Annotated in this window: 22 protein-coding genes, 1 pseudogene and 1 riboswitch; of the genes and pseudogenes, 14 read left to right on the forward strand and 9 right to left on the reverse strand. The window is 73.8% G+C overall.

What is annotated here, in order from left to right:
* The first annotated feature begins 307 nt into the window (after nt 1-307).
* The 4 genes from GEV43_RS26340 to GEV43_RS26350 all read left to right on the forward strand — a co-directional run bounded on the left by GEV43_RS26340 (nt 308) and on the right by GEV43_RS26350 (nt 4,802).
* Nucleotides 308-2,239: an ABC transporter permease gene (locus tag GEV43_RS26340; RefSeq protein ID WP_309239850.1), complete on the forward strand. Its 1,932-nt coding sequence runs from the start codon at nt 308-310 to the stop codon at nt 2,237-2,239.
* 50 nt (nt 2,240-2,289) lie between these two features.
* Entirely contained in the window at nt 2,290-2,778 is a 489-nt protein-coding gene (locus GEV43_RS26345; protein ID WP_160822999.1) for a GNAT family N-acetyltransferase, read from the forward strand.
* 543 nt (nt 2,779-3,321) lie between these two features.
* Nucleotides 3,322-3,837, forward strand: a complete 516-nt coding sequence (locus GEV43_RS46975; RefSeq protein WP_164717150.1) for a hypothetical protein — start codon at nt 3,322-3,324, stop codon at nt 3,835-3,837.
* Nucleotides 3,838-4,004: 167 nt separating this feature from the next.
* The gene (locus tag GEV43_RS26350) at nt 4,005-4,802 is read left to right on the forward strand and encodes a methyltransferase domain-containing protein (RefSeq protein ID WP_160823000.1); all 798 of its coding nucleotides are present in this window, start codon (nt 4,005-4,007) and stop codon (nt 4,800-4,802) included.
* 27 nt (nt 4,803-4,829) lie between these two features.
* On the opposite strand, the gene GEV43_RS26355 is transcribed toward GEV43_RS26350, so the two are convergent.
* Nucleotides 4,830-5,453, reverse strand: coding sequence for a sulfotransferase family protein (locus tag GEV43_RS26355; protein WP_160823001.1), 624 nt, complete (start codon nt 5,451-5,453; stop codon nt 4,830-4,832).
* A 175-nt stretch (nt 5,454-5,628) separates the two neighbouring features.
* Here GEV43_RS26355 and GEV43_RS26360 point away from each other — a divergent pair, with 175 nt between their 5' ends.
* Nucleotides 5,629-6,126 (forward strand): tetratricopeptide repeat protein, encoded by a 498-nt coding sequence (locus tag GEV43_RS26360; protein ID WP_309239851.1) that lies wholly within the window; start codon nt 5,629-5,631, stop codon nt 6,124-6,126.
* A gap of 79 nt (nt 6,127-6,205) precedes the next feature.
* On the opposite strand, the gene GEV43_RS26365 is transcribed toward GEV43_RS26360, so the two are convergent.
* Together GEV43_RS26365 and GEV43_RS26370 are read right to left on the reverse strand one after the other, a co-directional pair.
* On the reverse strand, nt 6,206-6,787 hold the full coding sequence (locus GEV43_RS26365) for a TIGR03086 family metal-binding protein (protein WP_160823002.1): 582 nt from the start codon (nt 6,785-6,787) through the stop codon (nt 6,206-6,208).
* A gap of 63 nt (nt 6,788-6,850) precedes the next feature.
* Nucleotides 6,851-7,621, reverse strand: coding sequence for an SDR family oxidoreductase (locus GEV43_RS26370; RefSeq protein ID WP_241683045.1), 771 nt, complete (start codon nt 7,619-7,621; stop codon nt 6,851-6,853).
* An 83-nt stretch (nt 7,622-7,704) separates the two neighbouring features.
* On the opposite strand from GEV43_RS26370, the gene GEV43_RS26375 reads away from it, so the two are divergent.
* A complete protein-coding gene (locus tag GEV43_RS26375; RefSeq protein ID WP_241683046.1) occupies nt 7,705-8,229 on the forward strand; it encodes a DUF6817 domain-containing protein in 525 nt (174 codons plus the stop codon).
* On the opposite strand, the gene GEV43_RS26380 is transcribed toward GEV43_RS26375, so the two are convergent.
* The 4 genes from GEV43_RS26380 to GEV43_RS26395 all read right to left on the reverse strand — a co-directional run bounded on the left by GEV43_RS26380 (nt 8,213) and on the right by GEV43_RS26395 (nt 12,505).
* Nucleotides 8,213-9,883: an acetolactate synthase large subunit gene (locus GEV43_RS26380; RefSeq protein ID WP_160823004.1), complete on the reverse strand. Its 1,671-nt coding sequence runs from the start codon at nt 9,881-9,883 to the stop codon at nt 8,213-8,215. The two genes, GEV43_RS26375 and GEV43_RS26380, sit on opposite strands and share 17 nt — an antisense overlap.
* A 462-nt stretch (nt 9,884-10,345) precedes the next feature.
* Nucleotides 10,346-11,359, reverse strand: a complete 1,014-nt coding sequence (locus tag GEV43_RS26385) for an LLM class F420-dependent oxidoreductase (RefSeq protein WP_160823005.1) — start codon at nt 11,357-11,359, stop codon at nt 10,346-10,348.
* Nucleotides 11,360-11,465: 106 nt separating this feature from the next.
* Nucleotides 11,466-11,666, reverse strand: coding sequence for a DUF397 domain-containing protein (locus tag GEV43_RS26390; RefSeq protein WP_160823006.1), 201 nt, complete (start codon nt 11,664-11,666; stop codon nt 11,466-11,468).
* Nucleotides 11,663-12,505 (reverse strand): helix-turn-helix transcriptional regulator, encoded by an 843-nt coding sequence (locus GEV43_RS26395; protein WP_160823007.1) that lies wholly within the window; start codon nt 12,503-12,505, stop codon nt 11,663-11,665. The genes GEV43_RS26390 and GEV43_RS26395 overlap by 4 nt, the downstream gene beginning before the upstream one ends.
* 236 nt (nt 12,506-12,741) lie before the next feature.
* On the opposite strand from GEV43_RS26395, the gene GEV43_RS26400 reads away from it, so the two are divergent.
* Nucleotides 12,742-13,242 carry an ATP-binding protein gene (locus GEV43_RS26400; protein ID WP_160823008.1) on the forward strand — a complete coding sequence of 167 codons (501 nt, stop codon included), beginning with the start codon at nt 12,742-12,744 and terminating at the stop codon, nt 13,240-13,242.
* Between the two features lie 73 nt (nt 13,243-13,315).
* Here the strand turns inward: GEV43_RS26400 and GEV43_RS26405 are convergent, their stop codons facing one another.
* Nucleotides 13,316-14,083, reverse strand: a complete 768-nt coding sequence (locus tag GEV43_RS26405) for a TetR/AcrR family transcriptional regulator (protein ID WP_309240040.1) — start codon at nt 14,081-14,083, stop codon at nt 13,316-13,318.
* Nucleotides 14,059-15,012: an oxygenase MpaB family protein gene (locus GEV43_RS26410; protein WP_160823010.1), complete on the reverse strand. Its 954-nt coding sequence runs from the start codon at nt 15,010-15,012 to the stop codon at nt 14,059-14,061. The genes GEV43_RS26405 and GEV43_RS26410 overlap by 25 nt, the downstream gene beginning before the upstream one ends.
* 142 nt (nt 15,013-15,154) lie before the next feature.
* Nucleotides 15,155-15,278, forward strand: a riboswitch (cobalamin riboswitch).
* A gap of 77 nt (nt 15,279-15,355) precedes the next feature.
* On the opposite strand from GEV43_RS26410, the pseudogene GEV43_RS26415 reads away from it, so the two are divergent.
* The 7 genes and pseudogenes from GEV43_RS26415 to GEV43_RS26445 all read left to right on the forward strand — a co-directional run bounded on the left by GEV43_RS26415 (nt 15,356) and on the right by GEV43_RS26445 (nt 23,283).
* Nucleotides 15,356-17,448 (forward strand): annotated as a pseudogene (locus tag GEV43_RS26415) (putative cobaltochelatase).
* A 40-nt stretch (nt 17,449-17,488) separates the two neighbouring features.
* A complete protein-coding gene (gene cobO / locus GEV43_RS26420) occupies nt 17,489-18,103 on the forward strand; it encodes a cob(I)yrinic acid a,c-diamide adenosyltransferase (RefSeq protein ID WP_160823011.1) in 615 nt (204 codons plus the stop codon).
* 16 nt (nt 18,104-18,119) lie between these two features.
* Nucleotides 18,120-19,568 (forward strand): cobyrinate a,c-diamide synthase, encoded by a 1,449-nt coding sequence (locus GEV43_RS26425; RefSeq protein ID WP_160823012.1) that lies wholly within the window; start codon nt 18,120-18,122, stop codon nt 19,566-19,568.
* The gene (locus GEV43_RS26430; RefSeq protein ID WP_160823013.1) at nt 19,565-20,842 is read left to right on the forward strand and encodes a GNAT family N-acetyltransferase; all 1,278 of its coding nucleotides are present in this window, start codon (nt 19,565-19,567) and stop codon (nt 20,840-20,842) included. The genes GEV43_RS26425 and GEV43_RS26430 overlap by 4 nt, the downstream gene beginning before the upstream one ends.
* 13 nt (nt 20,843-20,855) lie before the next feature.
* Complete coding sequence (cbiE, locus tag GEV43_RS26435; RefSeq protein ID WP_160823014.1) at nt 20,856-22,142, forward strand: precorrin-6y C5,15-methyltransferase (decarboxylating) subunit CbiE; 1,287 nt, start codon at nt 20,856-20,858, stop codon at nt 22,140-22,142.
* Entirely contained in the window at nt 22,139-22,690 is a 552-nt protein-coding gene (locus GEV43_RS26440; RefSeq protein ID WP_160823015.1) for a cobalamin biosynthesis protein, read from the forward strand. Before cbiE ends, GEV43_RS26440 begins: the two co-directional genes overlap by 4 nt.
* Nucleotides 22,687-23,283 carry a precorrin-8X methylmutase gene (locus GEV43_RS26445; RefSeq protein ID WP_160823016.1) on the forward strand — a complete coding sequence of 199 codons (597 nt, stop codon included), beginning with the start codon at nt 22,687-22,689 and terminating at the stop codon, nt 23,281-23,283. The genes GEV43_RS26440 and GEV43_RS26445 overlap by 4 nt, the downstream gene beginning before the upstream one ends.
* The last annotated feature ends 161 nt before the right edge of the window (nt 23,284-23,444 follow it).

Below are 23,444 nucleotides of genomic sequence, written 5' to 3' on the forward strand. Positions count from 1 at the left end.
ATGGCGCGGGGGCGTCCGGCTCGTACGGCCCGGGGGCACCCGGCTCGGCCGCAGCGCCCGGCTCGTACGGCACCGGGACGCCTGGTGCGTACGGTGCGGGGGCGTCCGCCCCGGCCGCGGCGCCTCGTTCGTACGGTGCGGGGGCGCCTGTCTCGTACGGCACGGGTGTTCCTCGTAGCGGCTGGGACGCTTTCCAGGTTCGGCATGTGGAGAGTGCGTGATGCGGACGGTGCTTGAGCTCGCGTGGCGGTTGCTGCGGGGCGGGGGGCGGCGCGGACTTCTGGGGTCTCTGCTGACGTTGGCGGCGGTGGCCGTCTCGACGGGGCTGCTGATGTTCGCGGTGGGGGCCAACCACGCGTTCGGGCAGCGGGCGGACGCCGACGCGTGGCGGCATCCGCACAAGGCCGCCGCCGGGAAGGGGACCGCGATCGAGGCGCTGTCCACCGACTACGTGCGCGGGAAGCCGATCACCGTGGTGGACCTGGCCGCGCTGGACGGGCGGGCGCCCGTTCCGCCGGGGATGAAGCGGTTCCCGAAGCCGGGGGAGACGTGGGTGTCGCCCGCGCTCGGCCGGATGATGGCGGACCGGCCCGCCGACCGGCTCGCCCAGCGGTTCCCGTCGGGAAAGGCCGCCGGGACGCTCGGACGCGAGGCGCTGATCCATCCGGACGAACTGGTCGCGGTCATCGGCCGCGCGCCGTCCGACCCGGCGGTTACCGCCCAGCGGAACGAGTCCGAAGCCGTTGACGCGACCGCCGCGCCGGAACGGATCGACGCGTACGCGACCGGCGCGGTGTCGTCGCGGGCGCAGGTCTACCAGGTCCTGATGATCATCGCCTCGGTGCTGATGGTCGTGCCGCTGCTGGTGTTCGGGGGCGCGGCGGCCCGGCTCACCGTGGCCCGCCGCGACCAGCGCCTCGCCGCGCTGCGGCTCGTGGGCGCGACGCCCGGCCAGGTCGTCGCGATCACCACCGCCGAGGCGGTGCTCACCGCGGCGGCGGGCGCGCTCGCCGGCGTGGCGCTGTACGCGGCGGCCGTCCCGGCGCTGACCAGGATCACGATCGCGGGCGGCACCTGGTACGCCGGTGACCTGTGGCCCGGCCTCGCCGCCCTCGCCGTTCCGGCCGCCGTGCCCGTCCTCGTCGGGATCAGCGCGGTCGCCGGTTTGCGCCGCGTCGTGGTCAGCCCGCTCGGCGTCGCCCGCCGCGAGACGCCGCCGCACCTCAAGGCCGTACGGCTCGCCGCGTTCGTCCTCCTGCTGGTCGCGTTCGCGGCGGTGAGCGGCTCGCTCGGCGGCATGGGCAAGGCGGGCCTGGTGGTGCTGCTGGCGTTCCTCGCGCTCGCGTTCCTCGGCATCAACCTCGTCGGCCCGTGGGCGGTGGCGCTGATCGGCCGGATCGCGGTCGCCACGGCGCGCGGCCCCGCCCGGCTGCTCGCCGGACGGCGGCTGCTCGACGACCCCCGTTCCGCCTGGCGGACCGTCGCGGGCGTCGCGCTCACCGGCTTCGTCGCGGGCTTCCTCGCCCTGATGAACCCGTCGGCGTCCGCGCTCGGCGACCACCCGACCGACCGCCTCGAACTCCTCGTCCCGCACGACCGTTCCGCCGCCGTGTCGCGGCAGGTCCAGGAGCGGGTGAACGGCCTGCCCGCGACGGTCACCGTGGACCGCGGGCGGACGGACCCCCCGCTCCCCGTCCCCGGCCGCGCCGACGGCGAGGAGGCGGACGACACGGTCGCCGTACGGGTGCGGGGCGGCGCCGACCAGGTCGAACGGGCCCGCACCGCGCTGGCCGGGGTCGTTCCCGGCAAGGTCGCGACCACGCCCGCCGACCCGGACGCCGTCCAGGCTGAACTGCTCGCCGACCTGCGCACCGGCGCGCTGACCGTCCTCGCCGTGTCTTTCCTCATCGCGATCACGAGCGCGGGCATCACCGGCGCGTCCGCGGTGCTCGACCGGCGCCAGGCGTACGCGATGCTGCGGCTGGCCGGGACGCCGCTCCAGGTGCTCGACCGGGCGCGCCGCCAGGAGACCGTCATCCCGCTCGCCGTCATGGGCGGCGGATCGATCCTGACGGGCCTGTTCTTCGCCGCGCCGTTCGCCGCCGGCTTCGGCGTCTCGGGCGCGCTGACGCTGCTGGCGTTCGTCGTGCTCGGCTTCGCGGGAATCCTCGGCGCGGGCGCCCTGAGCCGCCCCCTCCTCCGCTCCGTCACCGCCGACCCGGCTCCCCGTCCGGACTGACCGCGAAAAATCCGTGGCGCCGCAAGAGGAACGAAGGGCAGGCTGGGCGCATGGAGATCAGGGAGGCCGGCGCGGCGGACTGGCCCGCGATCTGGCCGTTCCTGCGCGGGATCGTGGCGGCCGGCGAGACGTTCAGCTGGCCGCGCGACATCGACGAGGCGACGGCGCGGACGTTCTGGACGGCGGAGCCGCCGGGACGCACGGTCGTCGCCGTGGACGGTGACGGCGCGGTCCTTGGCACCGCGACCATGGGGGCCAACCACATGGGCCCCGCGTCGCACATCGCCACGGCGAGCTTCATGGTCGACCCCGCGCACGCGGGACGCGGCGTGGGGCGCGCGCTCGGCGAGCACGTCATGGCCTGGGCCCCGGCGAACGGCTTCCGGGCGATGCAGTTCAACGCCGTCGTCGAGACGAACGAGCGGGCCGTCCACCTGTGGCGGTCGCTCGGCATGGAGATCGTCGCGACGCTCAAGGAGGGCTTCCTCCACCCGCAACACGGCTACGTCGGCCTCCACATCATGTACCGCGTCTTCTAACCCACCCCACTCAGCCCGGCCTGCCCGGGCCGCCGGCCTGGCCCGCCTGGCGCGGATCGTCCCGGCGTGGTTCGTCCAACGTGGACTGTCCGTCGCGGACCATCTGGCGTGGACTGTCCGGCACGGACCGCCCGGAACGGATCGCCTACGTGGACCGCTTGGCGTGCACCCTCCAGCGCGGGCTGCTAGGCGCGGGCCGCCGGCGCGGAGTGTCCGGCGCGGAGTGCCTGGCGTGGATCGCCCGGCGCGGATGTCCGGCGCGGATCGCCTACGTGGACCGCCTGGCGCGCACCGCCCGGCATGGGCCGCCCGGCACGGATCGCATGGGCGGACCGTCTGAGCGTCGCGTTCGGGTGGCCGAACGCGCGTTCGAAAAATGTCAGTGGCGGTGCGTAAGTTGGCTGCGTGGCGTGGGGGACGTCACGAAATAAGCATCGAACCGGCGAACTTGTTCGATGCGTACCTACGGGTGCATTTCGACCGTCGGCGCGAGGCGCAGGGGGCGTCCGTGCCGCCGGGTTTCTGGAAGGGGTAGTGGCAGTGATGAACGAAGCGACAGGCACGTTCCATCTCACTAGCCCACGACTGGACGGGCCCGCCGAGCGGACCCTGGTCGAGCCGTGGCTCACCGAACTGACCCACCTGGCCCTCAACGCCTACACCGAGGCGCACGAGGCCCCGCCCCCGCACCGGCGCGCGGCATCTGCGGCCCCGGTGGCACCCGCCGTCCCGGCGAGGCCCGCGCTCGCCCCGACACGCACCGCCCCGGCGGTCCCGGCGAGGTCCGGGCTCGCCCAGACGCCCACCGCCCCGGCCGTCCCGGCGATGCCCGCAGTGGCAGCGGCGCACGCCATGCCCGCGGCACCGGTCGTCCCGGCGATGCCTGCGCCCCCGCCCTTCCCGGCGATGCCCGCGGCTTCGTCGGTCTCGCCGGTCCCGGCGGTCCCGGCGATGCCTTCGGTGGCAGCCGCCCTCGCCACGCCTGCCGAGCCGGCCGCCCCGCCGATGGTCACCGCCCAGATGCTCGCCGACGAACGCCGAGTAGCGCTGGCCGCCTGACCCGCCGCCCGCCGCCCGCCGTCCGGGAGCGCGACGCGTTCCCGGGCGGCGAAACGGCGTCTCGAAATGTAAGACGCGATTCTCAAAACTTGAGAAGTGGTTCTAGGGTGGACGCATCGGCGCGGCGGTGCGTCCACGGTGCCGCCGCCTGAGCGGAAGGGCACCCGATGACCGCGTACACCCACGGCCACCACGCGACCGTGCTGAGCTCCCACCAGTGGCGCACCGCCGCCAACTCGGCGCCCCACCTGCTGCCCCACCTGCGCGACGGGCTGTCGCTGCTGGACGTCGGGTGCGGGCCGGGCACCATCACGGCCGACTTCGCCGAACGCGTCGGGACCGGCCGGGTCACCGCGGTCGACGCCGCCCCCGGCGTCCTGGCCGAGGCCGAGAAGACCGTCGCCGCGCGCGGTCTCGGCAACGTCACGTTCGCCGTGGCCGACGTCCACAAGCTGGACTTTCCGGACGACTCGTTCGACGTCGTGCACGTCCACCAGGTGCTCCAGCACATTGCCGACCCGGTCCAGGCCCTGCGCGAGATGCGGCGCGTGTGCAGGCCCGGCGGAATCGTGGCGGCCCGCGAGGCCGACTTCGGCAGCATGGTCTGGTATCCCGACCCGCCCGGCATGGACAGCTGGATGCCGATCTACATGAAGGTCGCGCGCGGCAACGGCGGCGAGCCCCACGCGGGCCGCCTCCTGGCGTCGTGGGCCCGCCGCGCCGGCTTCACCGACGTCACCGCCTCGGCGTCCGCGTGGTGCTACTCCACGCCCGAGGAGCGCGAATGGTGGAGCGAGTCGTGGGGCGGCCGGATGCTGCACTCGTCGGTCGCCGAGACCGCCGTCGCCGCGGGCCACGCCACCCGCGAAGAGCTCCAGCGCGTGTACGACGGCTGGAAGGCGTGGGCCGCGTCCGAAGACGGCTTCTACTCCGTCCTCAACGGCGAGATCATCTGCCGTCCCTGACCCCGCCCGCGCCGCGCGGCCGAGGCGTCACTCGGCGGGCCCGGCGATGGGGAAGCCGGAGGCGCCGGGCGGCCGGTAGGTGGTCCGCTCGTTGAGCCGCGGGAACGGCTCGTCGGGGACCTCGACGCCGAGGAAGGCGCACAGCGGTTCCCAGCCCTGCCCCACCTCGTACGTCAGCAGCCGGTCGGCGGGGACGGCCCGCTGGACGGCCTCGGTGTGGGCGCGGAACCCGGCGATCACCCGTTCGGCGTCCCGGGGTTCGCAGCCGAAGTCGTGCCGGAACCGCAGCCGCCACGCCCGGTCGATGGGGCCGGGTTCGGGCTCGTTGCGCGGGTTGTAGATCGTGGCCATGGCGCTCTCGTACCACCGGCGCGGATCGCGGACGCTCAGCAGCACCTTCGCCTGCGGGTAGTGCGCGGTCAGCTCCCGCCAGAACGAGCGCCCCGGGAAGTCCACGGTGGCGCGGTAGCCGCGGAAGATCTCGTCCCAGTCGACCGGCTCGCCCCGCGCGGCGTCCAGCCAGGCCCAGCCGCGTTCGGGCTCTCGCTGGATCTCGACCATGTGGTAGCACGGGCCGAATCCGAGCCGTTCCAGCGCGTGCTTCAGGGAGAGTGTCCCGGTGCGTCCCATCCCGGCGCCGATGATCTCCATGGGCTCTCCTTTGGCGTTTGCTCACAGAGAGTAAGTTTCCCGTCCCGGGCGAGGCACTGTCCCGGCCGCCACAGCCCCCTCCTGACGACTCCGCGCATCCGGCGAACGACGCGCGGTCCCCCGTGGGGCGGGGGAGGGCGCAGGGTGCGCGGAGTGATCGCCGTAGGGTCGTGGTGTGACCGATAACGACTGGGAACGGCGCATCGCCGACCTGTGGGCGTCGATCGACGACCTGCCCGCGGACGAGTTCGTGGCCCGCATGGACCGGGTCGCCGCCGGGGTTCCGGAGGCCGTCGCCGCGTTCGAACGGGCGTCGGCGTTCGACTCGACCGGCCGCCCGGACCGCGCGGTGCCGCTGTACCGGCAGGGGCTCGAAGCGGGACTCACCGGCGTCCGCCGCCGCCGGGCGGTGATCCAGCTCGCCAGTTCGCTGCGCGCGCTCGGCCGGGCGGAGGAGAGCGTCGCCCTGCTCGCGGCCGAGCGCGAGCGCGATCCCGCCCGCGCCGGCGCGGGCGAGCGCGAACTCGACGACGCCGTCGCGGCGTTCCTCGCGCTCGCGCTCACCGACGTGGGCCGCGAGCGCGAGGCGGTCGCGCTGGCACTGTCCGCCCTGTCCGCTCACCTGCCCAGATACCAGCGCTCCCTGGCCGCCTGCGCCACCGCGATCACCTAAGGATCGTGCCGCAGCGGCCCCCGCTCTCGGGCTTGCGGGTTGGGCGTCCGGTGAGGCGGGGGCGGTGGCGGGGCTTCGGTCAGGGGCGTGTCCACTCGGGGTCTCGGCCGCTGAGGCCGAGGACGCGGTGCAGCAGGGGGGCCGACTCCGGGACGGCGACGATGGGGCCGAAGAAGCCGTCGGGGCTTTCGGTGTCCTGCGGGGTCAGCAGGTGGAGGCTCGGCTCCAGCGTCGCGGGGGCCGGGTCGAACGGCTGGCCCGTGGAGACGGCGACGTCCCACCCGTGGACGACCAGTTCGTTGAGGGCGACCGTGCCCGCGATCTCGGCGGGCAGGTCGAAGCCGCCCGCGGCCGTCGTGCCCTCCCACGCGGCGGGCGCCTGCCACGCCTCGGCGAGCGTCTTCAGGCGCGCGGGGATCCGGGTGCGCCAGTCGTCGCCGAGCCGGGACGCGTCGCCGGACGGACCCTGCGAGCCCCCTTCGGGGAAGTCCTTCAGCGCCGCGTTGGTGAACGCCTGCGCCAGGCCGTCGATGTGGTCGATCAGGTCGCCCAGCGTGTAGTCCTCGCAGGGGGTCGGCGCGGTGAGCTGCTCGTCGGTCACGCCGGCGAGCAGGGCGGCCATGGCGTCGGCCGCGGGCGTGAGGTCGGGCTTGGGGGACATCGGCGGTTCCTCTCGGTTCGTTCGCGTGCGTGTGCGGACCTGCGGCGCGGGCGGAAGTCATCGCTACGTGACCCAGCGGCGGAAACCGCCCTCGGCGTCGATCACCTGCCCGGTGATCCACTCGCTGTCGTCGGAGGCGAGCCAGCGGACGAGGCGGGCGACGTCGGCGGGGCGGCCCCAGCGGCCCCGGGGCAGCGAGCGCGCGACGTGCGCGGTGAGCTCGGCGCCGGCCCAGCCGGTGTCGACCGGGCCCGGGTTGACCGTGTTGACGGTGATGCCGCGGTCGGCGAGCGCGTCGGCCAGGCTCCGCGTCATCTGGTGGATCGCGCCCTTGCTGATCGCGTACGGCAGCTCCCCGGGCATCGGCGCGAGGTGCTGCCCCGAGGTGAACAGCACGATCCGTCCGCCGGGACGCTCGTCGTCGTGGGCGCGCGCGTAGGACTGGGCGAGCAGCGCGCTGGCGCGGGCGTTGACCGCCCAGGAGAGGTCGAGCTCGGCCGCGGTGAGCTTCTCCAGCGTCTGCGTCGAGCTACGCGCGTGGTTGGCGACGAGGACGTCCACCGCCCCGAACGTCTCGACCGCCGCGGTGACGACCCGTTCCGGCGCGTCCGGGTCGGCGAAGTCGACTTCCACGTGTGGGACGTCGGGGCCCAGCTCGGCGGCGGCGCTCGTCGCGTCCGCGCCCCAGGGCTGCTCGGCGTCGTGCTGTGCCCAGGACTGGACGAGCACCTTGGCGCCGGCGTCGAGCAGCTCGCGGGCGACGGCGAAGCCGATGCCCGCCCGCCGGCTCACTCCGGTGACGATCGCGACCCTTCCCGCGAGGGTGTTCTGCATGGGGGCCACCCTAGGCGGTGCTTGGGACATTCCAAGGAAATTTATGGATTGACCTGCTAAGACGCCTTCTGGACGATGGCCCGATGGATGTCGCCGAACTGCTGGAGGCCCGGGGCGCGCGGGAGATCACGCACCCCGGCGGGACCCTTTTGCGCCATTTGTTCCGCGTCCGGGATGAGCTGGAGGAATGGGGCGCCCGGCCCGATCTGAGCGCCGCCGGATCGGCGCACGCCTTTTACGGGACGGACGGTTTCGCGACCGCTCTCGGAGACCTCGCGGAACGTCCGGTATTGGCCGCCGCCATCGGCGAGGAGGCCGAACGGATCGTCCATCTGTACGCGAGCTGCGACCGGGGCTTCACGCATCGGCGGCTGGCGGACGGGGCGTTCAAGGACCGTTTCACCGGTCTCGTCCGCGAGATCCCGTTCGGTGACCGGTGCGACTTCGCGGAGCTGACCGTCGCCAACGAGCTCGACGTCCTGCGGCACGACGCCGGGCTCAGGGCCCGGTACGGCCGGGCCCTGAGCGAGCTGTTCGCGTCGTGGGACGGGCTGCTGTCCCCGCGCGCCCGCGCGGCGGTGCGCGCCGCGTTCAGAACGGATCGGTGAGTTCGCCGAGCTTGTCGGTGAGCTGGAGGTTGTGCGAGTAGTCGACCGGGACGGTGATGACGGAGACCGCGTCGTCGGCGAGCGCCTTGCGCAGCGTCGGCAGCAGCTCGTCCGCCGAGGTCACGCGGTAGCCGCGCGCCCCGAAGCTCTCCGCGTACGCGACGAAGTCGGGGTTGGAGAACTTGATGTGGGAGCTGCGGCCGAGCTCCAGGTCCATCTTCCACTCGATCAGCCCGTACGCGTCGTCCTCCCAGATGAGCACGGTGATCGGGACGTTCTCGCGGACGGCGGTCTCCAGCTCCTGGGAGTTCATCAGGAACGCGCCGTCGCCCGTCGCGGCCAGCACCTTGCGGTCGGGGCGGGCGAGCTTGGCGGCGATCGCGCCCGGCACGGAGAACCCCATGGACGACAGGCCGTTGGAGACCAGCAGCGTGTTGGGCTCGTACGTCGGGTACATCCGCGCCATCCACATCTTCACCGCGCCGGTGTCGGCGAGCACGATGTCCTCGCGGCCCATCGCCTCGCGGATGTCGGCGACGACGCGGCGCGGCGAGACGGGGAACCCGGTCTCGGCGGCGCCCGCCGACAGCTCCGCGCGCATGAGCTCGCGGATGCGGCGGCCCGTCCCGTTGACGTCGAAGCGGCGGTGCGCGGCGTCGGCGAGGGCGCGCAGCGAGCGGGAGATGTCGCCCTGGATGCCGACCTCGACGGGGTAGTGGTCGTCCACCTCGGCCGCGGACCGGTGGATGTGGATGATCTTCTTGTCGCCGTTCGGGTTGATCTTGATGGGGTCGAACTCCTGGAGCTCGTACCCGACCGCGATCAGCACGTCCGCCTCGTCGAAGCCGAAGTTCACGTAGTCGTGCCGCATGAACCCGACCGCGCCGAGGGCGTTGCGGTGGTCGTCGGGGAACACGCCCTTGCCGTTGAACGTGGTCGCGACCGGCAGCCCGAGGTGCTCGGAGAAGTGGATCAGGGCCTGGCTCGCGCCGTCGCGCGTCGCGCCGTGCCCGGCGAGGACGATCGGCTGCCGCGCGAGCGCGATCACGTCGGCGGCGCGGGCGATCTGCGCGGGCGACGGCTCCTGCGGGCGTACGACGTTGCGCGGCAGCGGCTTCAGGGACGCGGCGACCTTGGCCGACTCGACGTCCTCGGGGATCGCCAGGTAGACCGCGCCGGGGCGTTCGGTCTGCGCGGTCTTGAACGCCTTGCGGACCATCTCGGGCAGCGCCTCGGCGGTCGGCGCCAGCTCGGACCACTTGGTGATCGGCCGGAACAGCGACACCAGGTCGACGATCTGGTGCGACTCCTTGTAGATCCGGTCCAGGCCGACCTGCGCCGAGATCGCCACGACCGGGGTGCTGTTGGTGGTGGCGTCCGCGACGCCGAGCTGGAGGTTGATCGCGCCGGGGCCGAGCGTCGCCGACGCCACGCCCGCCTTGCCGGTCAGCCGCCCGTAGATCTCCGCCATGAACGCGGCGCCCTGCTCGTGCCTGACCAGGACGTAGCGGATGGAGGAGTCGGTGAGGGCGTTGACGAAGTGGATGTTCTCCTCGCCGGGAATCCCGAACACGTACTCGACGCCTTCGGCCTCCAGGGTGCGGACGAGCAATCGGGCCGCGTCGGCCTGCGCGGCATCGGCCTGCGTGGACATCGTGTGTCCTTCTCCAAGCGGTCGGTCCTGTGTAGACATCGTTTCCAGCGTCCGGACCCCCGCCGCGCATTCCTGCGGGCCGTGTGGCGTCCGGCACGAAAACGATCTACCTGGACGCCGCGCGCACACGGGCCGTCGCGCACGCGCGCGGGTGCGCGGCCGGGGCCCGCGCATGCAGAGGGACGGCCCGGCCTGCCGCCGGACCGCCCCTCTCCATGCCCCGGTCACTCCGGGTGGTCTGGAAGCGAAACTATGATGCGCTGGGTTATGTCGGGAACTTCCCTATGCGTAAGGGTTTCGGGCGGAAAGGTGCAAAGATCCTTTCCCCGTGATCGATCCCGGCGATCGGCTCCCGTGCCCGGCTCCCGTGCCCGGCTCCCGTGCCCGGCCCGGTGCCCGGTTCCCGTGCCCGGCCCGGTGCCCGGCCTCGCGCCCGGCCCGGTGGCCGGCTCCGTGCCCGGCTCAGACGAGGTCGCGGATCGCGCGCAGGGTCGGCTCGTCCTGGACGCCCGCGACGAGCAGGGTCGTGACCGGGCTGTCGCGCCACAGGGCGAGCCGTTCCCTGATCCGCCCGATCGGGCCGAGCAGCGAGATCGCGTCGGCCAGCCCGTCCGGCACCGCCTTGATCGCCTCGTCCCGGCGGCCGGCCAGGAACAGCTCCTGCACCCGCGCGGCCTGCTCGGCGTACCCGAGGCGGCCGATCAGGTCGAGGTGGAAGTTGCGGTTCTTGGCGCCCATCCCGCCGATGTAGAACGCGAGCGGGATCTTCGCGAACTCCAGCGCCGAGGCGACGTCGTCGGTGACGATCGTGGTCACGGTCGCGGCGATCTCGAAGCCCTCGGGACGTCCGGCGAGGGAGGCGCCGAAGAGCGTCTCGACCTGCTCGGGGTCCACGAACAGCGGCAGCCAGCCCTGCGTGATCTCCGCGGCCAGCGCGACGTTCTTGGGCCCCTCCGCCCCCAGGTACACGGGGATCTCCGGCCGGACCGGGTGGACGATCGGCTTGAGCGGCTTGCCGAGGCCCGCCCCGCCCGGGAACGGCAGGGGGTAGTGCGGCCCTTCGCTGGTCACCGGCTTCTCGCGGCGCCACACCTGCCGCATGATGTCGAGGTACTCGCGCGTGCGCGCGAGGGGCTTCGGGAACGGCACGCCGTACCAGCCCTCCACCACCTGCGGGCCGGACGCGCCGACGCCGAGGATCACGCGGCCGCCCGACAGCGCGTCCAGCGTCAGCGCGTGCATGGCGGTGGCGGCGGGCGTCCGCGCCGACAGCTGCGCCACGGCCGTGCCGAGCTTGATGGTCGAGGTGCGGGCGGCGTACCAGGCGAGCGGGGTGAACGCGTCCGAGCCGTACGCCTCGGCCGTGAACACCGAGTCGTAGCCGAGCCGCTCGGCGGCCAGCACCGTGTCGGTCCGGTCCTCGGGATGGCGCTGCCAGTAGCCGACGTTGATGCCGAGCTTGAGATCCGCGGTCACGAGTCACCCTCCGGTCGTCGTCGCAGGGTGATGTTAGAACACGTTCTAGTTATGAGGAAGGGGGCCGCGGCGGCGCGCCCGCGGCCCCCTTCTCGCGATCCGGTGGTCAGGACTCCCTGACCGAGTCGACGAACGCCCGCAGGGCGCCCGGCCTCAGCACGATGGCCGGTCCGTCCGGATCCTTCGAATCGCGTACGGCGCGCAGGCCACCGGAGAGGGAAGCCACTTCGACGCACTGGTCGCCGCTCCCGCTGTGGGAGGACTTGCGCCACGTGGCTCCGATGGACGCGCGCTTGGGTTCGGTCACGGGTTGCTCCTTGCTGCCTCGGCGATGAGGTGCGCGGATTCCTCGGGGGACAGAGCGGCCGCCTCGATCCTCTCGAAGCGGACGCCATGTTTTGCTATTTCCTCGGCGCTTTCGAGATAAACGTCGCCCATGGTGCCCTCTACGTAGGCGATATCGGGGTCAGCGGGGTTCGGATACGACAAAATGGTGAAACGTCCGTCTAGTCCCGCATGGGCGTCCGTGCTGAACGGAAGCACCTGGACGGTCACGTTGGGGCGTTCCGCCATCGCGGCGAGCGATTCGAGCTGCGCGGACATCACCGCGTGCCCGCCGATCTTCCGGCGGAGCACCGCCTCGTCGAAGATGACGTGCACGTGCGGGGCCTCGGGACGTTTCAGGAGGCCCTGGCGGATCTTGCGGGCGGCGATGCGGCGCTCGACGTCCTCCTCGTTGGGCAGCATGCGGCCGGCCGTGATGACGGCCCGGGAGTAGTCCTCGGTCTGGAGCAGGCCGTGGACGAGCTGGGGGTCCCAGGTGCGGATCAGGGACGCCTCGTCCTCCAGCGCGACGTAGCTGCCGGTGAAGACGTCCGCGTAGGCCGTCCACCAGCCGCGCTGGCCCGCCTGGCGGGCGAGGGTGATGAGCGCGTCCCGCTCGGGGCTGGGCACGCCGTAGAGGTCGAGTATGTCTGCTATGTCGCCGGGGCGTGGCCGGGTCTGGCTCGTCTCCAAGCGGGAGATCGTGGCTCGCGACCAGTCGAGCCGGTCGGACACCTCTTGCAGGGTCAGCCCCTGCTCCTCCCGCAACCTGCGAAGTTCCCGTGCCAGCCGGCGGCCGCGAACGGTGGGCCGGTAGGTCATGGGACCGGAGTCTCTCGACTCGGACGGCCCCGTACAACGCGAATGACGAACCCGGTTGGTCAGCCAGAGCAATCCGGCCAACCCTGTTGCGCGAGTGAGAATCTCACGAGACTCTGTGCAGAGTGACCACTCGGGGACCGAAAGTGACGATCCTGAAGGGGCTCGCTCGCGGCGGACCTGAGCGCACGTCGCCCATCACCTCGCGCGAGGCCGCCACTCCTGGCACGGGAGGACCCGTGAGAACACCGCCGGACACCAGCCACGACGCGAGGAACGCGGTCGACCGCACCGCGCCGCCGGGCGCCGGGCCCAAGCGCGTCTGGGCGCTTCCCGGCGGACCCGGCTGCGCCGCGCACGCCCGCGGCGTGCTCGGCGACGCGCTCGCCTCCCTGGGCGTCCGCCCCGACACCGTCGCCGACGCCCGCCTCATGGTGAGCGAGCTCGCGACGAACGCCCATCAGCACGCGTGCGACTACGGGCCCCACGAACTGTGGCTGTACCCCGCGCCGGGCGAGCTGCGCTGCGCGGTCTTCGACGCCTACGTCAACGCCCGGCTTCCGGGCTACTCGTGGACGTCCGGCGACTGCGGGCGCGGACTCAGCATCGTCCGGGAGCTGTCGGGAGGCCGCTGGGGAATGCTGCGCACGTCGTCGCGGCTCGGCTCGCCCGTCCAGGGCAAGGCCGTGTGGTTCGCGGTCGCCGTCCCGGAATCGCTCGTCCACGCCGCCTCTCCCTAGGGGCTCCTGACGCGGCTGCCCTGGCGTGCGGGTCTTTCGGAGGCTTTCACGGGTCTGCCAGGGGTCGATGCGGTCAGCCGCGTTCCATCGCCGGGGCGATGTCGGTCAGGAGCAGCAGCAGCGAGCGCGCGAGCAGGGTGTGCACCTGGCCCCGGTCGAGCGTCTTCTCCTGGAGCCACTGGCGGGTCGCTGCGTCCGCGAGTCCCGAGTAGGTCCGCAGGACGGCGCGCAGCGTCTCCGACGGATCCGGCACGCGCAGGACGGTCAGCAGGCTCTCCACCGTCAGGTCGCGCGTGCGGTTGACGATCCGCAGCAGCTCGGCGTCCTGGCCGAACCCCTCGGCGTCGACCGCCGCGAACCACGTCGTCGCGTTCGCCTCGGCGGTGTCGAGGAACAGGTCCACGCACAGCTCGACCGTCTCGGCGAGCGGCGCGTCCGCGTCGGGCGGCGGCACGCGCACCGCCGCCTCGTCCGTCAGGCCCCGGACGACCTGGAGGAACAGCTCCCGCTTCGTGCCGAAGTAGTAGTGGATCAGGCCCCGCTGGACGCCGGCGTCCCGCGCGATCGCGGCGGTGGACACGTCGGCGTACGGCAGTTCGGTGAACATCCGCCGCGCGACGCCGAGGATCTGGTCGCGCCGCTCGTCCGGGCTGAGCCGCTGGTACCGGCCCCGCGTGCGCGCGCGGGGCTCAGGCGGAGCAGGCTCGGGCCCCGGCCCGCGCGGCCCCGCGTGCGCGCGGGGGACGGCTCCCCGGTCGGCGGTTCCGTCGCGGACGGGTCGTGGGTGCGGGACACGCCGACAGCCTATTCGTCCGGTTAACGCGCCGGTCGTCCCAGGAATCCGCTCCGTATCGCCGCCGCCTTGCGTTCGAGGGAGGCCGCGCGCTTCAGGACGGGCCTGCGCAGCGCGTCCCGCCGCCTGGTGCCGGCCCGCGCGCGTGCGGTGGGAGAGGTGCCGAACATGCTCAGCGGCCTGTCCCGGCTCACGATGTAGTCGGTCGGACGGTGCCGTACGGGCGCGGGCACGACCTTGGCGGCGGCGCGGTTGGCGTCCACCAGCGCCGTGAACGCCAGCGCGCGCGCCGGACTCCACGGGATCCCGAGTTCGCGCCGCAGCGCGTCGGGGAGCAGAGCCCCCGCGGCCAGGAGATTCAACCGGATGTACGCCGGACCGAGGGGCCACGGCATGGGGAGTTGCCGTTCGCGGTCGACGAGCTTGGCGGAGATCGCGGTCGGGCGCAGCTCCTCCCGGACGACCCGGTCGAAGTAGGCGCGGAAGTCGGCGTACGACTCGGGGCAGTGCCCCTCCGGCACGCCGCACGCGTGCGCGATGAGCTTCTGCTCCTGGTAGTAGCGCTCGCGGTCCTCCGCGGGCAGCCGGCCGAACGTCCGCTCGTAGAGGTCCAGGCCGTTCTGCGCCAGCGTGGCCCAGACCCACAGCAGCAGGTCCGGGTCCAGGGCGCGGTAGGGGACGCCGTCGGACGACGTTCCCTGCACGCGCTCGTGGACCTTCCGCAGGATGCGCGACTGCCGGGCCGACTGCCCGGGGGTGCCGAACGACAGTTTCAGCATGATGTCGGCCGTGCGCCACAGCCGGGCGAACGGATCGTTCTCGAAATCGGAGTACTGCTCGACGCCCGCCGCGACCAGCGGGTGCGTCACCTGGAGCAGCAGGGTGGGGGCGGCGCCGAGGCCGATCACCGGTTCGCGCATGACCGTCCAGGAGACGTCGCCTGGCTGGAAGGGGAGTCCGTGCGGTCGCTCGTCCATGCCCCCAGTGAAGCACCTTGTTGGCCGTCCGCCAAGAGTGTTGTTGGCGTCGCGCCAACAACAGTGGCCGGTGGTCCGCGTCACTCCGCCGCGACTTGGGGCGTTCCCGGCGGTGTGCCATCCTGTGCTGGCGACGGACGCGGAGGAACCCGGTGCGAATCCGGGGCTGTCCCGCAACTGTGACCAGGGGAGCTCCCCCTCGATGACGCCACGGCGGCGACGCTGGAAGGCCGAGGGGGAACGTCGATCCGGGAGCCAGGAGACTCCGGCCGTCGGGACGCAGACCGCCACGGGCGTGGACACCCGAGGGAAGGACGTTGAGCATGCGCTGTCTGATGGGCCGATGACCCGCGAGCGCGCGGGCACGGCGCGCTATCCGTTCTCCGCGGTCGTCGGAATGGACGACCTCAAGCTCGCACTGCTGATCAACGCGGTCTCCCCGAGTGTCGGCGGAGTGCTCGTCCGGGGCGAGAAGGGCACCGCCAAGTCGACGATCGTCCGCGCGCTCGCGGGCCTGCTGCCCGGCGTCGCCGTGGTCGAGGGATGCCGGTTCTCGTGCGATCCCGCTGCGCCCGATCCCGGGTGCCCCGATGGCCCGCACTTCGTGGCCGGGGACGTTCCCCCGCGCGCGCGGGGGAGGACGAGGAGTCCGTAGGCGGTGAGCGTACGGCGCGGCTCGTGGAACTGCCCGTGGGCGCCTCCGAGGACCGCCTGACCGGGTCGCTCGACATCGAACGCGCGCTCACCGAGGGCGTGAAGGCGTTCGAGCCGGGCCTGCTCGCCGCCGCCCACCGGGGCGTCCTGTACGTGGACGAGGTCAACCTCCTGCACGACCACCTCGTGGACCTGCTGCTCGACGCCGCCGCGATGGGCGAGTCGTACGTCGAGCGGGAGGGCGTCTCGGTACGGCACGCCGCGCGGTTCCTCCTCGTCGGCACGATGAACCCGGAGGAGGGCGAGCTGCGTCCGCAGCTCCTCGACCGGTTCGGGCTGACGGTCGAGGTCGCCGCGACCCGCGAGCCGGAGGAACGGGCCGAGGTCGTCCGACGGCGGCTGCGGTTCGAGGAGGACCCGGCGGGGTTCGCCGCCGGGTGGACGGAGGCTGAAGCCGAACTCGCCGAGCGGATCGCCGCCGCGCGCGACCGCCTTCCAGGCGTCGAGCTGACCGACGCCGCGCTGCGGCGGATCACCGCCGTGTGCGCCGCGTTCGAGGTGGACGGCCTGCGCGCCGACCTGGTCACGGCCCGCGCCGCGATCGCGCTCGCCGCCTGGCACGGCCGCACGTCGGTGTCGGACGACGACGTGCGGACGGCCGCGCGGCTCGCCCTGCCGCACCGGCGCCGCCGCGACCCGTTCGACGCGCCGGGGCTGGACCGCGAGAAGCTCGACGAGGTCCTGAACGAGCAGGCCGAACGCGACGGCGACCGTGAGCCGGAGCCCCCGGACGACGGTCCGGACGGTCCGGATGGGCCGAATGGCGGCCCTGGCGGCCCTGACGGCCCTGACGGCCCTGACGGGCCGGACGGCGGTTCCGGCGGTGGCCCCGACGAGGGGTCTGCCGACGGTCCGACCGGCGCCGCTCAGCCGCCTGGTGGCGGGGAGTCCGAACCCCAGCAGAACGGTGGCCGTTCCAAGGAGAACGAGCCCGCGCCCGCAGACGCCGCCTACAAGCCGCGCCTTTTCACCGTTCCCGGCCTGGGAACGGGTGCGCCGGGACGTCGTTCCAAGGCGCGCAGCCCGTACGGCCGCGTGTCGGGTGCGCGGCCGGGCACGCGCGGGGTGCACCTCACCGCGACGCTGCGCGCCGCCGCCCCGCACCAGGCCGCGCGCGGGCGCGCGGGGGCGGGGCTCGTCATCACGTCCGACGACCTGCGCGAGACCGTCCGGGACGGCCGCGAGGGCAACCTCGTGCTCTTCGTCGTGGACGCGAGCGGCTCGATGGCGGCGCGCAAGCGGATGCGGGCCGTCAAGGGCGCCGTGCTGAGCCTGCTCCTCGACGCGTACCAGCGGCGCGACAAGGTCGGACTGGTCACGTTCAGGGGAACGGACGCCGATCTGGCGCTTCCGCCCACGTCGTCCGTCGAGGCCGGGGCGCGGCGGCTGGAACGGCTGCCGACCGGAGGTCGCACGCCGCTCGCCGCCGGGCTGCTGCGCGCCGCCGACGTCCTGCGCGTCGAACGCCTCCGCGACCCGGCGCGCCGACCCCTGCTGGTCCTGGTCACCGACGGCCGCGCCACCCACGGCCCCGACCCGGCCACGGCCGCCGGGCCGCTCGCGGGCGTCGCGACGGTCGTGGTCGACTGCGAGTCCGGTCCCGTACGGCTCGGCCTCGCCGGCGCCCTCGGGGCCCGGCTCGGCGCCGAGACCGTCCGGCTGGACGAGCTCGCCGCCGACTCCCTGGCCGGGGTCGTCCGCGGCTCCCGGAACGCGGCCTGACGCGGCTCGACTTCACGATTTCCCAGAACGGAGAACGACGATGCCGCAGGGCAAGCCCGAATACGTACCGCAGGACGGCCTGACCACCCGCGCGCGCCGCAACCGGCCGCTCGTGATGGTCCACACGGGGCCGGGCAAGGGAAAGTCCACCGCCGCGTTCGGACTGGCGTTGCGAGCGTGGAACCAGGGCTGGCCGATCGGGGTGTTCCAGTTCGTCAAGTCCGCCAAGTGGCGCATCGGCGAAGAGAACGCGCTGCTCGCGCTCGGCCGCCTGCACGACCAGACGGGCGAGGGCGGCCCCGTCTTCTGGAGCAAGATGGGCGAGGGCTGGTCGTGGATCCAGCGGCCCGGCACCGAGGCCGACCACGAGGCCGACGCGCGCGAGGGCTGGGAGCAGATCAAGCGCGACCTCGCCGCCGAGGCGTACCGGCTGTACGTCCTGGACGAGTTCACCTACCCGATGAAATGGGGCTGGATCGACGTGGACGACGTCGTGGCGGCGCTGAAGGACCGTCCCGGCAACCAGCACGTCGTCATCACCGGCCGGGACGCCGACCCGAGGCTGGTCGAGTTCGCCGACCTGGTGACGGAGATGGGCAAGGTGAAGCACCCGATGGACCGCGGCCAGAAGGGGCAGAAGGGCATCGAGTGGTGATTCCCGCGGTGAGCCGATGAGCGCGTCCGCGGTAATCCCGCGCGTCGTCGTCGCGGCGCCCGCGTCCGGCAGCGGCAAGACGACCGTCGCGACGGGCCTGATGGCGGCGTTCGCGGCGCGCGGCCTCGCGGTGTCGCCGCACAAGGTGGGCCCGGACTACATCGACCCCGGCTACCACGCGCTCGCGACGGGACGGCCTGGCCGCAACCTCGATCCCTGGCTCACGTCCGACGAACTGCTCGTCCCGCTGTTCCGCCACGGCGCGGACGGCGCGGACGTGGCGGTGGTCGAGGGCGTGATGGGGCTGTACGACGGCGCGTCCGGGAAGGGCACGGCGGCGGGGGGAGGCGACTACGCGTCCTCCGCGCACGTCGCGTCGCTGCTGGACGCCCCGGTCGTGCTGGTCGTGGACGCGTCCGCGGCGGCGGGGCGTTCGGTGGCGGCGCTGGTGCACGGGTTCCGCTCGTTCGGGGACGTGCGGATCGGAGGCGTCGTCCTCAACCGGCTCGGGTCGGACGGCCACGAGCGCATGTGCCGCGAGGCAGTCGAGGACCTCGGCCTGCCCGTGCTGGGCGCGCTGCGCCGCCACGAGGCCGCCGCGACGCCGTCCCGCCACCTCGGCCTGATCCCGGCGGCGGAACGGCACGCGGACGCGGTGGCGACGGTCGAACGGCTCGGGGAGATGGTCGCGGCGGCGTGCGATCTGGAGGCCGTCCTCGCGCTCGCGCGCAGTGCACCCCCGCTCGCGGGCTCGCGCTGGGACCCGGCCGAGGCCGTTCGCGCAGGCGAAGCCCGAGAACTCCCCGAATCGCCGCCGTCCGCCGCAGCCCGCGACGGGCGCGCGGAGCGGCCCCGGGTGGCGGTGGCCGGGGGCCCGGCGTTCACGTTCGGTTACGCCGAGAACGAGGAACTGCTGGAGGCGGCGGGCGCCGAGGTCGTACGGTTTGACCCGTTGCGTGACGATCGCCTGCCGGACGGCGCGCGCGGCGTGGTCATCGGCGGCGGGTTCCCCGAGGTGTACGCCGCCGAGCTGTCGGCCAACGAGCCGTTGCGCGCGGACCTCGCGGCCTTCGCGCGCGCCCGGCCGGTGTACGCGGAGTGCGCGGGGCTGCTGTACCTGGCCCGCGAGCTGGACGGAAGGCCGATGTGCGGAGTACTGGAAGGCGTGACCGCGGCGATGGCGCCCCGCCTGACCCTGGGGTACCGGGCGGCGGTCGCCGTGTCGGACTCGGTGGTCGCCCGTGCGGGCGAACGCGTGCACGGCCACGAGTTCCACCGCACGGTCACCCATCCCGGGCACGGCGAGACGGCCGCCTGGCAGTGGTCTCCCTCCGGCCCGGAGGGATTCGTGCGCGGAAACTGCGTCGCGTCCTACCTTCACCTGCACTGGGCGGGAGCGCCGCACTTCGCCGCTCGGATCGTGGACGCGTGCCGTACGGCGCCGGGGGAGCGTGACCGCGCGTGAGCGTTTTCACCGGCGACGTACGCCTCGAAGGCGAACGGGTGGTGCTGCGCCCGTTCAGCCTGGACGACGCGGAGGACTACATCGAGATCCTGCGCGCCGACGAGGACTGGCTGCCGCCCAACTTCACGCGCGCGCTGGACGCCGAACGCATCCACTGGTGGCTGACCAAGGGCGTTCACCAGCCGCACCGTTACGGCGTCGCCATCCACCTGGCCGTCATCGACCGCGCGTCGGGACGCCTCGCCGGAACGATCGGCCTGTTCCGCGTCGACTGGTCTCAGCTCACCTGCGAGGTCGGTTACGGGATGCGCCCTCGCGCGCGCGGGCGCGGACAGGCCACGGAGGCGCTCCGCATCATCTCGTCCTGGGCGCTGCTCGACTGCGGGCTCCATCGCGTCGAACTGCGCGCCGCCGTGTCGAACGTCGCCTCCGTACGCGTCGCGGAGAAGGCCGGCTACCTGCGCGAGGGCATCGCGCGCGGCGCGGAGCGCGGCCCGGACGGCAACCACGACCAGATCGTCTTCGGCCTCATCGCGCCCGACCTCGGCGGTCCCGCCGCCGATTCGCGGGCGTCCGGCGCGCCGAGCCCGCGCGCCGCGGACGGCTCCGAAAGGCTCGTCGCCCACGAACGAGGGGGAACGAGCATGATCGCGAGCACCGGCACGGCCGCCGCCCCGGACGGCGAGCCGACACCGCGGAACGAGGTCGGGCCCGAGAACCTGGCCGCCTCGGAGGACGAGGCCGCCGCCCTGATCGGGAGGCTCAAGGCGGAGGGCGAGAAGACGCTCGTCCTGTACGGCCCGGAGGCGGCCGGAGCCGCCCGGAGGATGCTGCCGAAGCTTCCGGCTCCCTGCTTCCTCGCCGCGGGCGGTGACGCGCCGCTGAGGGCCGCGGCGGGGCAGGGGCTCGCTCAGGTCGTCCTCATCGGCACCGCGGACGAGCTGGCGGCCGAGTTCGCGGCCGGGCGCCCGCCCCGGGTCCCGGCCGACATCCCGGGCATGCTCGCCTCGATCACCACGGACCTGGACGGACCGCCGTCCGTCGCCGCCGAGCTCGCCGAGGCCGGGACCCCGCGCCGCGCGTACGAGCTGTGGGACTCCGCCGGGATCCTCGGACCGTGCGGGCGCGAGCTGTGCCGCCGGACGGCCGAGGAGCTCGAACGGCGCGCCGCGCTCGCGGTCGGCGCCGAGGCGAGCCCGATCGCCGCGCAGGTCGTCCTGGTGGACTTCACCGGAGAGCGCATGGTCGGCATGTACGGGCGGATGGCCCGATGACCCCGGAGGCGGGGTGCTGACCGTCATCGGGCGCGACGGGTCGCCGCTCCCCGCGGAGGCGCGCGAGCTCGTGGCGTCCGCCGCGCTGGTCGCCGGGGACGCGCGCCTGCTGGAGGACCTCACGACCCGCGCGGGCGCGCGGGTCGTCACGGCCTCCGCCGATGTCCTCGCCGCCGTGGACGAAGCGCTCGGCCGGGGCGAGCAGGCCGTGGTCGTCGTCGACGGCGACCCGGGGTTCTTCGGGGCGGTACGCGCTTTGCGCGAGCACGGGCACGCGCCGTACGTGTTGCCCGGCCTGTCGCCCGTGGCGAGGGCGTTCGCGCGCGCGGGCCTGCCATGGGACGACGCTGTCGTGGTCTCTGCGGGGGACGGCGACGGATTCCGCCGGGCGGTCAACGCCTGCCGGGCCCACCCCAAGGTGGCGGTTCTCACGGTGCCCGGTGCCGGACCGGCTGAGCTGGGACGGGACCTTTTCCCGCAGACGCCTCGTTCCTTCATTGTGTGCGAAGACCTTGGCGGACCCCGCGAGCGCGTGGTGCACGCCCGCCCGGCGGAGGCGACGACCCGGCCGTGGCGGGACCCGCAGGTGGTCCTGGTGCTGGACCGGCGCCGCGCCCTGGGCGGCGCCCCCTGGAGCGCGGGTGCCGCCCCGGGACCGGCCGGCTGGGCGCTGCCGGACGCCGCGTTCCAGGACGGCGCCGCCGCACGGCAGGACGTGCGGGCGTTCGCCCTGGCGAAGCTGGGCCCGAGGCTCGGCGACATGGTGTGGGACGTGGGCTCGCGCGGCGGTTCGGTGGCGGTCGAGGCCGCCCGCCTGGGCGCGGCGTCCGTCGCGGTGGACCGCGACACGGCCGCCTGCGAGCGCGTACGGGTCAACGTGCGTGCGCATGGGGTGAAGGTCGCCGTCTCGCGCGGAGAGGCTCCCGACGTGCTCGACCACCTGCCCGTTCCTGACGCGGTGTTCGTGGGCAGAGGCGTAGCCGGGAACGGGACCGAGGTCGTACGGGCCTGCGCCGTGCGCGCCCTGCGCAGCGTCGTGGTCGAGCTGGACGACGAGGCGCACGTACGACCGGCGTGCGAATCGCTGGCCGCCGAGGGCTTCACCACGGAAGCCGTACGGCTCCAGGCCGAGAAACTCTGGCCGCCCACCCCGCCCGCCACGCGATCCGCTCCCAGCGCTCCCGTCAGCATCGTCTGGGGCGAACGCGGCGTCCCCGCCGATGCACGCCCGCAGGCCGGCACACAGCGCAGGGCACGGACGATCGCGGAGCTCCCCGCCGTCCCAGGCGGAGACGAATGAACGCCACACGCACCGCAAGCGCAGGCACGACCCCGGAAATCGCGGAATTCGTGGTCGGCGTCGGCGCGTCCAGCGGGGCGGACGCCGCCGAGATCGGCGCGCTGATCGATGGGACCCTCGCCGCGCACGGAATCGCGCCCGCCGCCGTACATGCCGTCGCCACGGCCGCCGGGCGCGGCGGCGAGGAGGCGATCCGTACAGCCGCGCGGGAACGGGGCTGGCGCGTCGTCGCCTACCCTGTCCACGAACTGGCTCGGGTGAACGTGCCCAACCCGTCCGCACTGGTACGGGCTCGGACGGGCACACCGAGCGTCGCGGAGGCCGCCGCCGTCCTCGCCGCCCGTACGCCCGGACGGCCCGGCGAACTGGTCGCCGGAAAACGCGCGTCGGCCCGCGCCACCGCCGCTGTCGCCCGCGCGCGTATGTTGCCCGAGGCCGCGATCCGGCCCGCGCCCTGGCCCGCCCCCGAATCCGGAGCGAATCCCGCGTCCACGCCCGATACCGCCACCCCGGCCCAGAACGAGTCCCCAGTCCAGGAGGCGCAGTGACCGTCCGCCAACCCCACCCGATCGAGGTGCGGTCGTACGAGATCCTGCGGTCCCGCGTCGACCTGTCCCCGATGCCGCCGCTGTGGCGCGCGGTCGCCGAACGGGTCATCCACTCCAGCGCCGACCTGGAGTACGCGGTGGACCTGGTGACCAAGGAGGACTTCCTCAGGCAGGGATGGACGGCGCTGGCCTCCGGATCGCCGATCGTGACCGACGAGGGCATGGTCGCCGCCGGGATCACCGCGCGCGAGACCGTCTGCCACGCCGCCGACCCGGCCGCCGCCCGGATGGCGCGCGCGGCCGGGATCAGCCGTGCCGCCGCGGCGGTGCGGCTGGCGTACGCCGAGGTCGGGCCCGGCGCGGTGTGGGTGGTCGGCTCCGCCCCCGAGGCCATCTTCGAGATCATCGCGCGGCGGGTCGGCCCCGCGCTGGTCATCGGGCTGCCCGTCGGGTTCGTCGGCGCCGCCGAGGCCAAGGAGGCGCTGCGGGCCAGCGGGCTGCCGCAGCTCAGCAACGTGTCGGAGAAGGGCGGCTCGACGGTCGCGGCGGCGGCGGTCAACGCCCTGCTCTACTACCAGGCCGAAGCCCGTTGACCAGGGCGACGGGCCCGCGCCCCAGGGGGACGGGGCGGACGGCAGGCGACCACCCAGGAGCAAGCGACGTGAACGGGGGAATCGGCGTGAACGGGGCCGGAGGGCACACCGTGGCAGGACCGGTGGGACGGGCAGGACCCGCGAGCGCGGGTTTCGCGGCG

The organism is Actinomadura sp. J1-007, assembly GCF_009793335.1.
GTDB classification, from domain to species: domain Bacteria; phylum Actinomycetota; class Actinomycetes; order Streptosporangiales; family Streptosporangiaceae; genus Spirillospora; species Spirillospora yumaensis.

Excerpts from the sequence above, each read along its gene's own strand:
- GEV43_RS26370 (WP_241683045.1), bottom strand. The coding sequence starts at position 7,621 with ATGCAGAACACCCTCGCGGGAAGGGTCGCGATCGTCACCGGAGTGAGC.
- GEV43_RS26345 (WP_160822999.1), top strand. The coding sequence starts at position 2,290 with ATGGAGATCAGGGAGGCCGGCGCGGCGGACTGGCCCGCGATCTGGCCG.
- GEV43_RS26350 (WP_160823000.1), top strand. The coding sequence starts at position 4,005 with ATGACCGCGTACACCCACGGCCACCACGCGACCGTGCTGAGCTCCCAC.
- GEV43_RS26410 (WP_160823010.1), bottom strand. The coding sequence starts at position 15,012 with ATGGACGAGCGACCGCACGGACTCCCCTTCCAGCCAGGCGACGTCTCC.
- GEV43_RS26355 (WP_160823001.1), bottom strand. The coding sequence starts at position 5,453 with ATGGAGATCATCGGCGCCGGGATGGGACGCACCGGGACACTCTCCCTG.
- GEV43_RS26395 (WP_160823007.1), bottom strand. The coding sequence starts at position 12,505 with ATGACCTACCGGCCCACCGTTCGCGGCCGCCGGCTGGCACGGGAACTT.
- GEV43_RS26425 (WP_160823012.1), top strand. The coding sequence starts at position 18,120 with ATGAGCGCGTCCGCGGTAATCCCGCGCGTCGTCGTCGCGGCGCCCGCG.
- GEV43_RS26375 (WP_241683046.1), top strand. The coding sequence starts at position 7,705 with ATGGATGTCGCCGAACTGCTGGAGGCCCGGGGCGCGCGGGAGATCACG.
- cobO (WP_160823011.1), top strand. The coding sequence starts at position 17,489 with ATGCCGCAGGGCAAGCCCGAATACGTACCGCAGGACGGCCTGACCACC.
- GEV43_RS26365 (WP_160823002.1), bottom strand. The coding sequence starts at position 6,787 with ATGTCCCCCAAGCCCGACCTCACGCCCGCGGCCGACGCCATGGCCGCC.
- GEV43_RS26380 (WP_160823004.1), bottom strand. The coding sequence starts at position 9,883 with ATGTCCACGCAGGCCGATGCCGCGCAGGCCGACGCGGCCCGATTGCTC.
- GEV43_RS26440 (WP_160823015.1), top strand. The coding sequence starts at position 22,139 with ATGAACGCCACACGCACCGCAAGCGCAGGCACGACCCCGGAAATCGCG.
- GEV43_RS46975 (WP_164717150.1), top strand. The coding sequence starts at position 3,322 with ATGAACGAAGCGACAGGCACGTTCCATCTCACTAGCCCACGACTGGAC.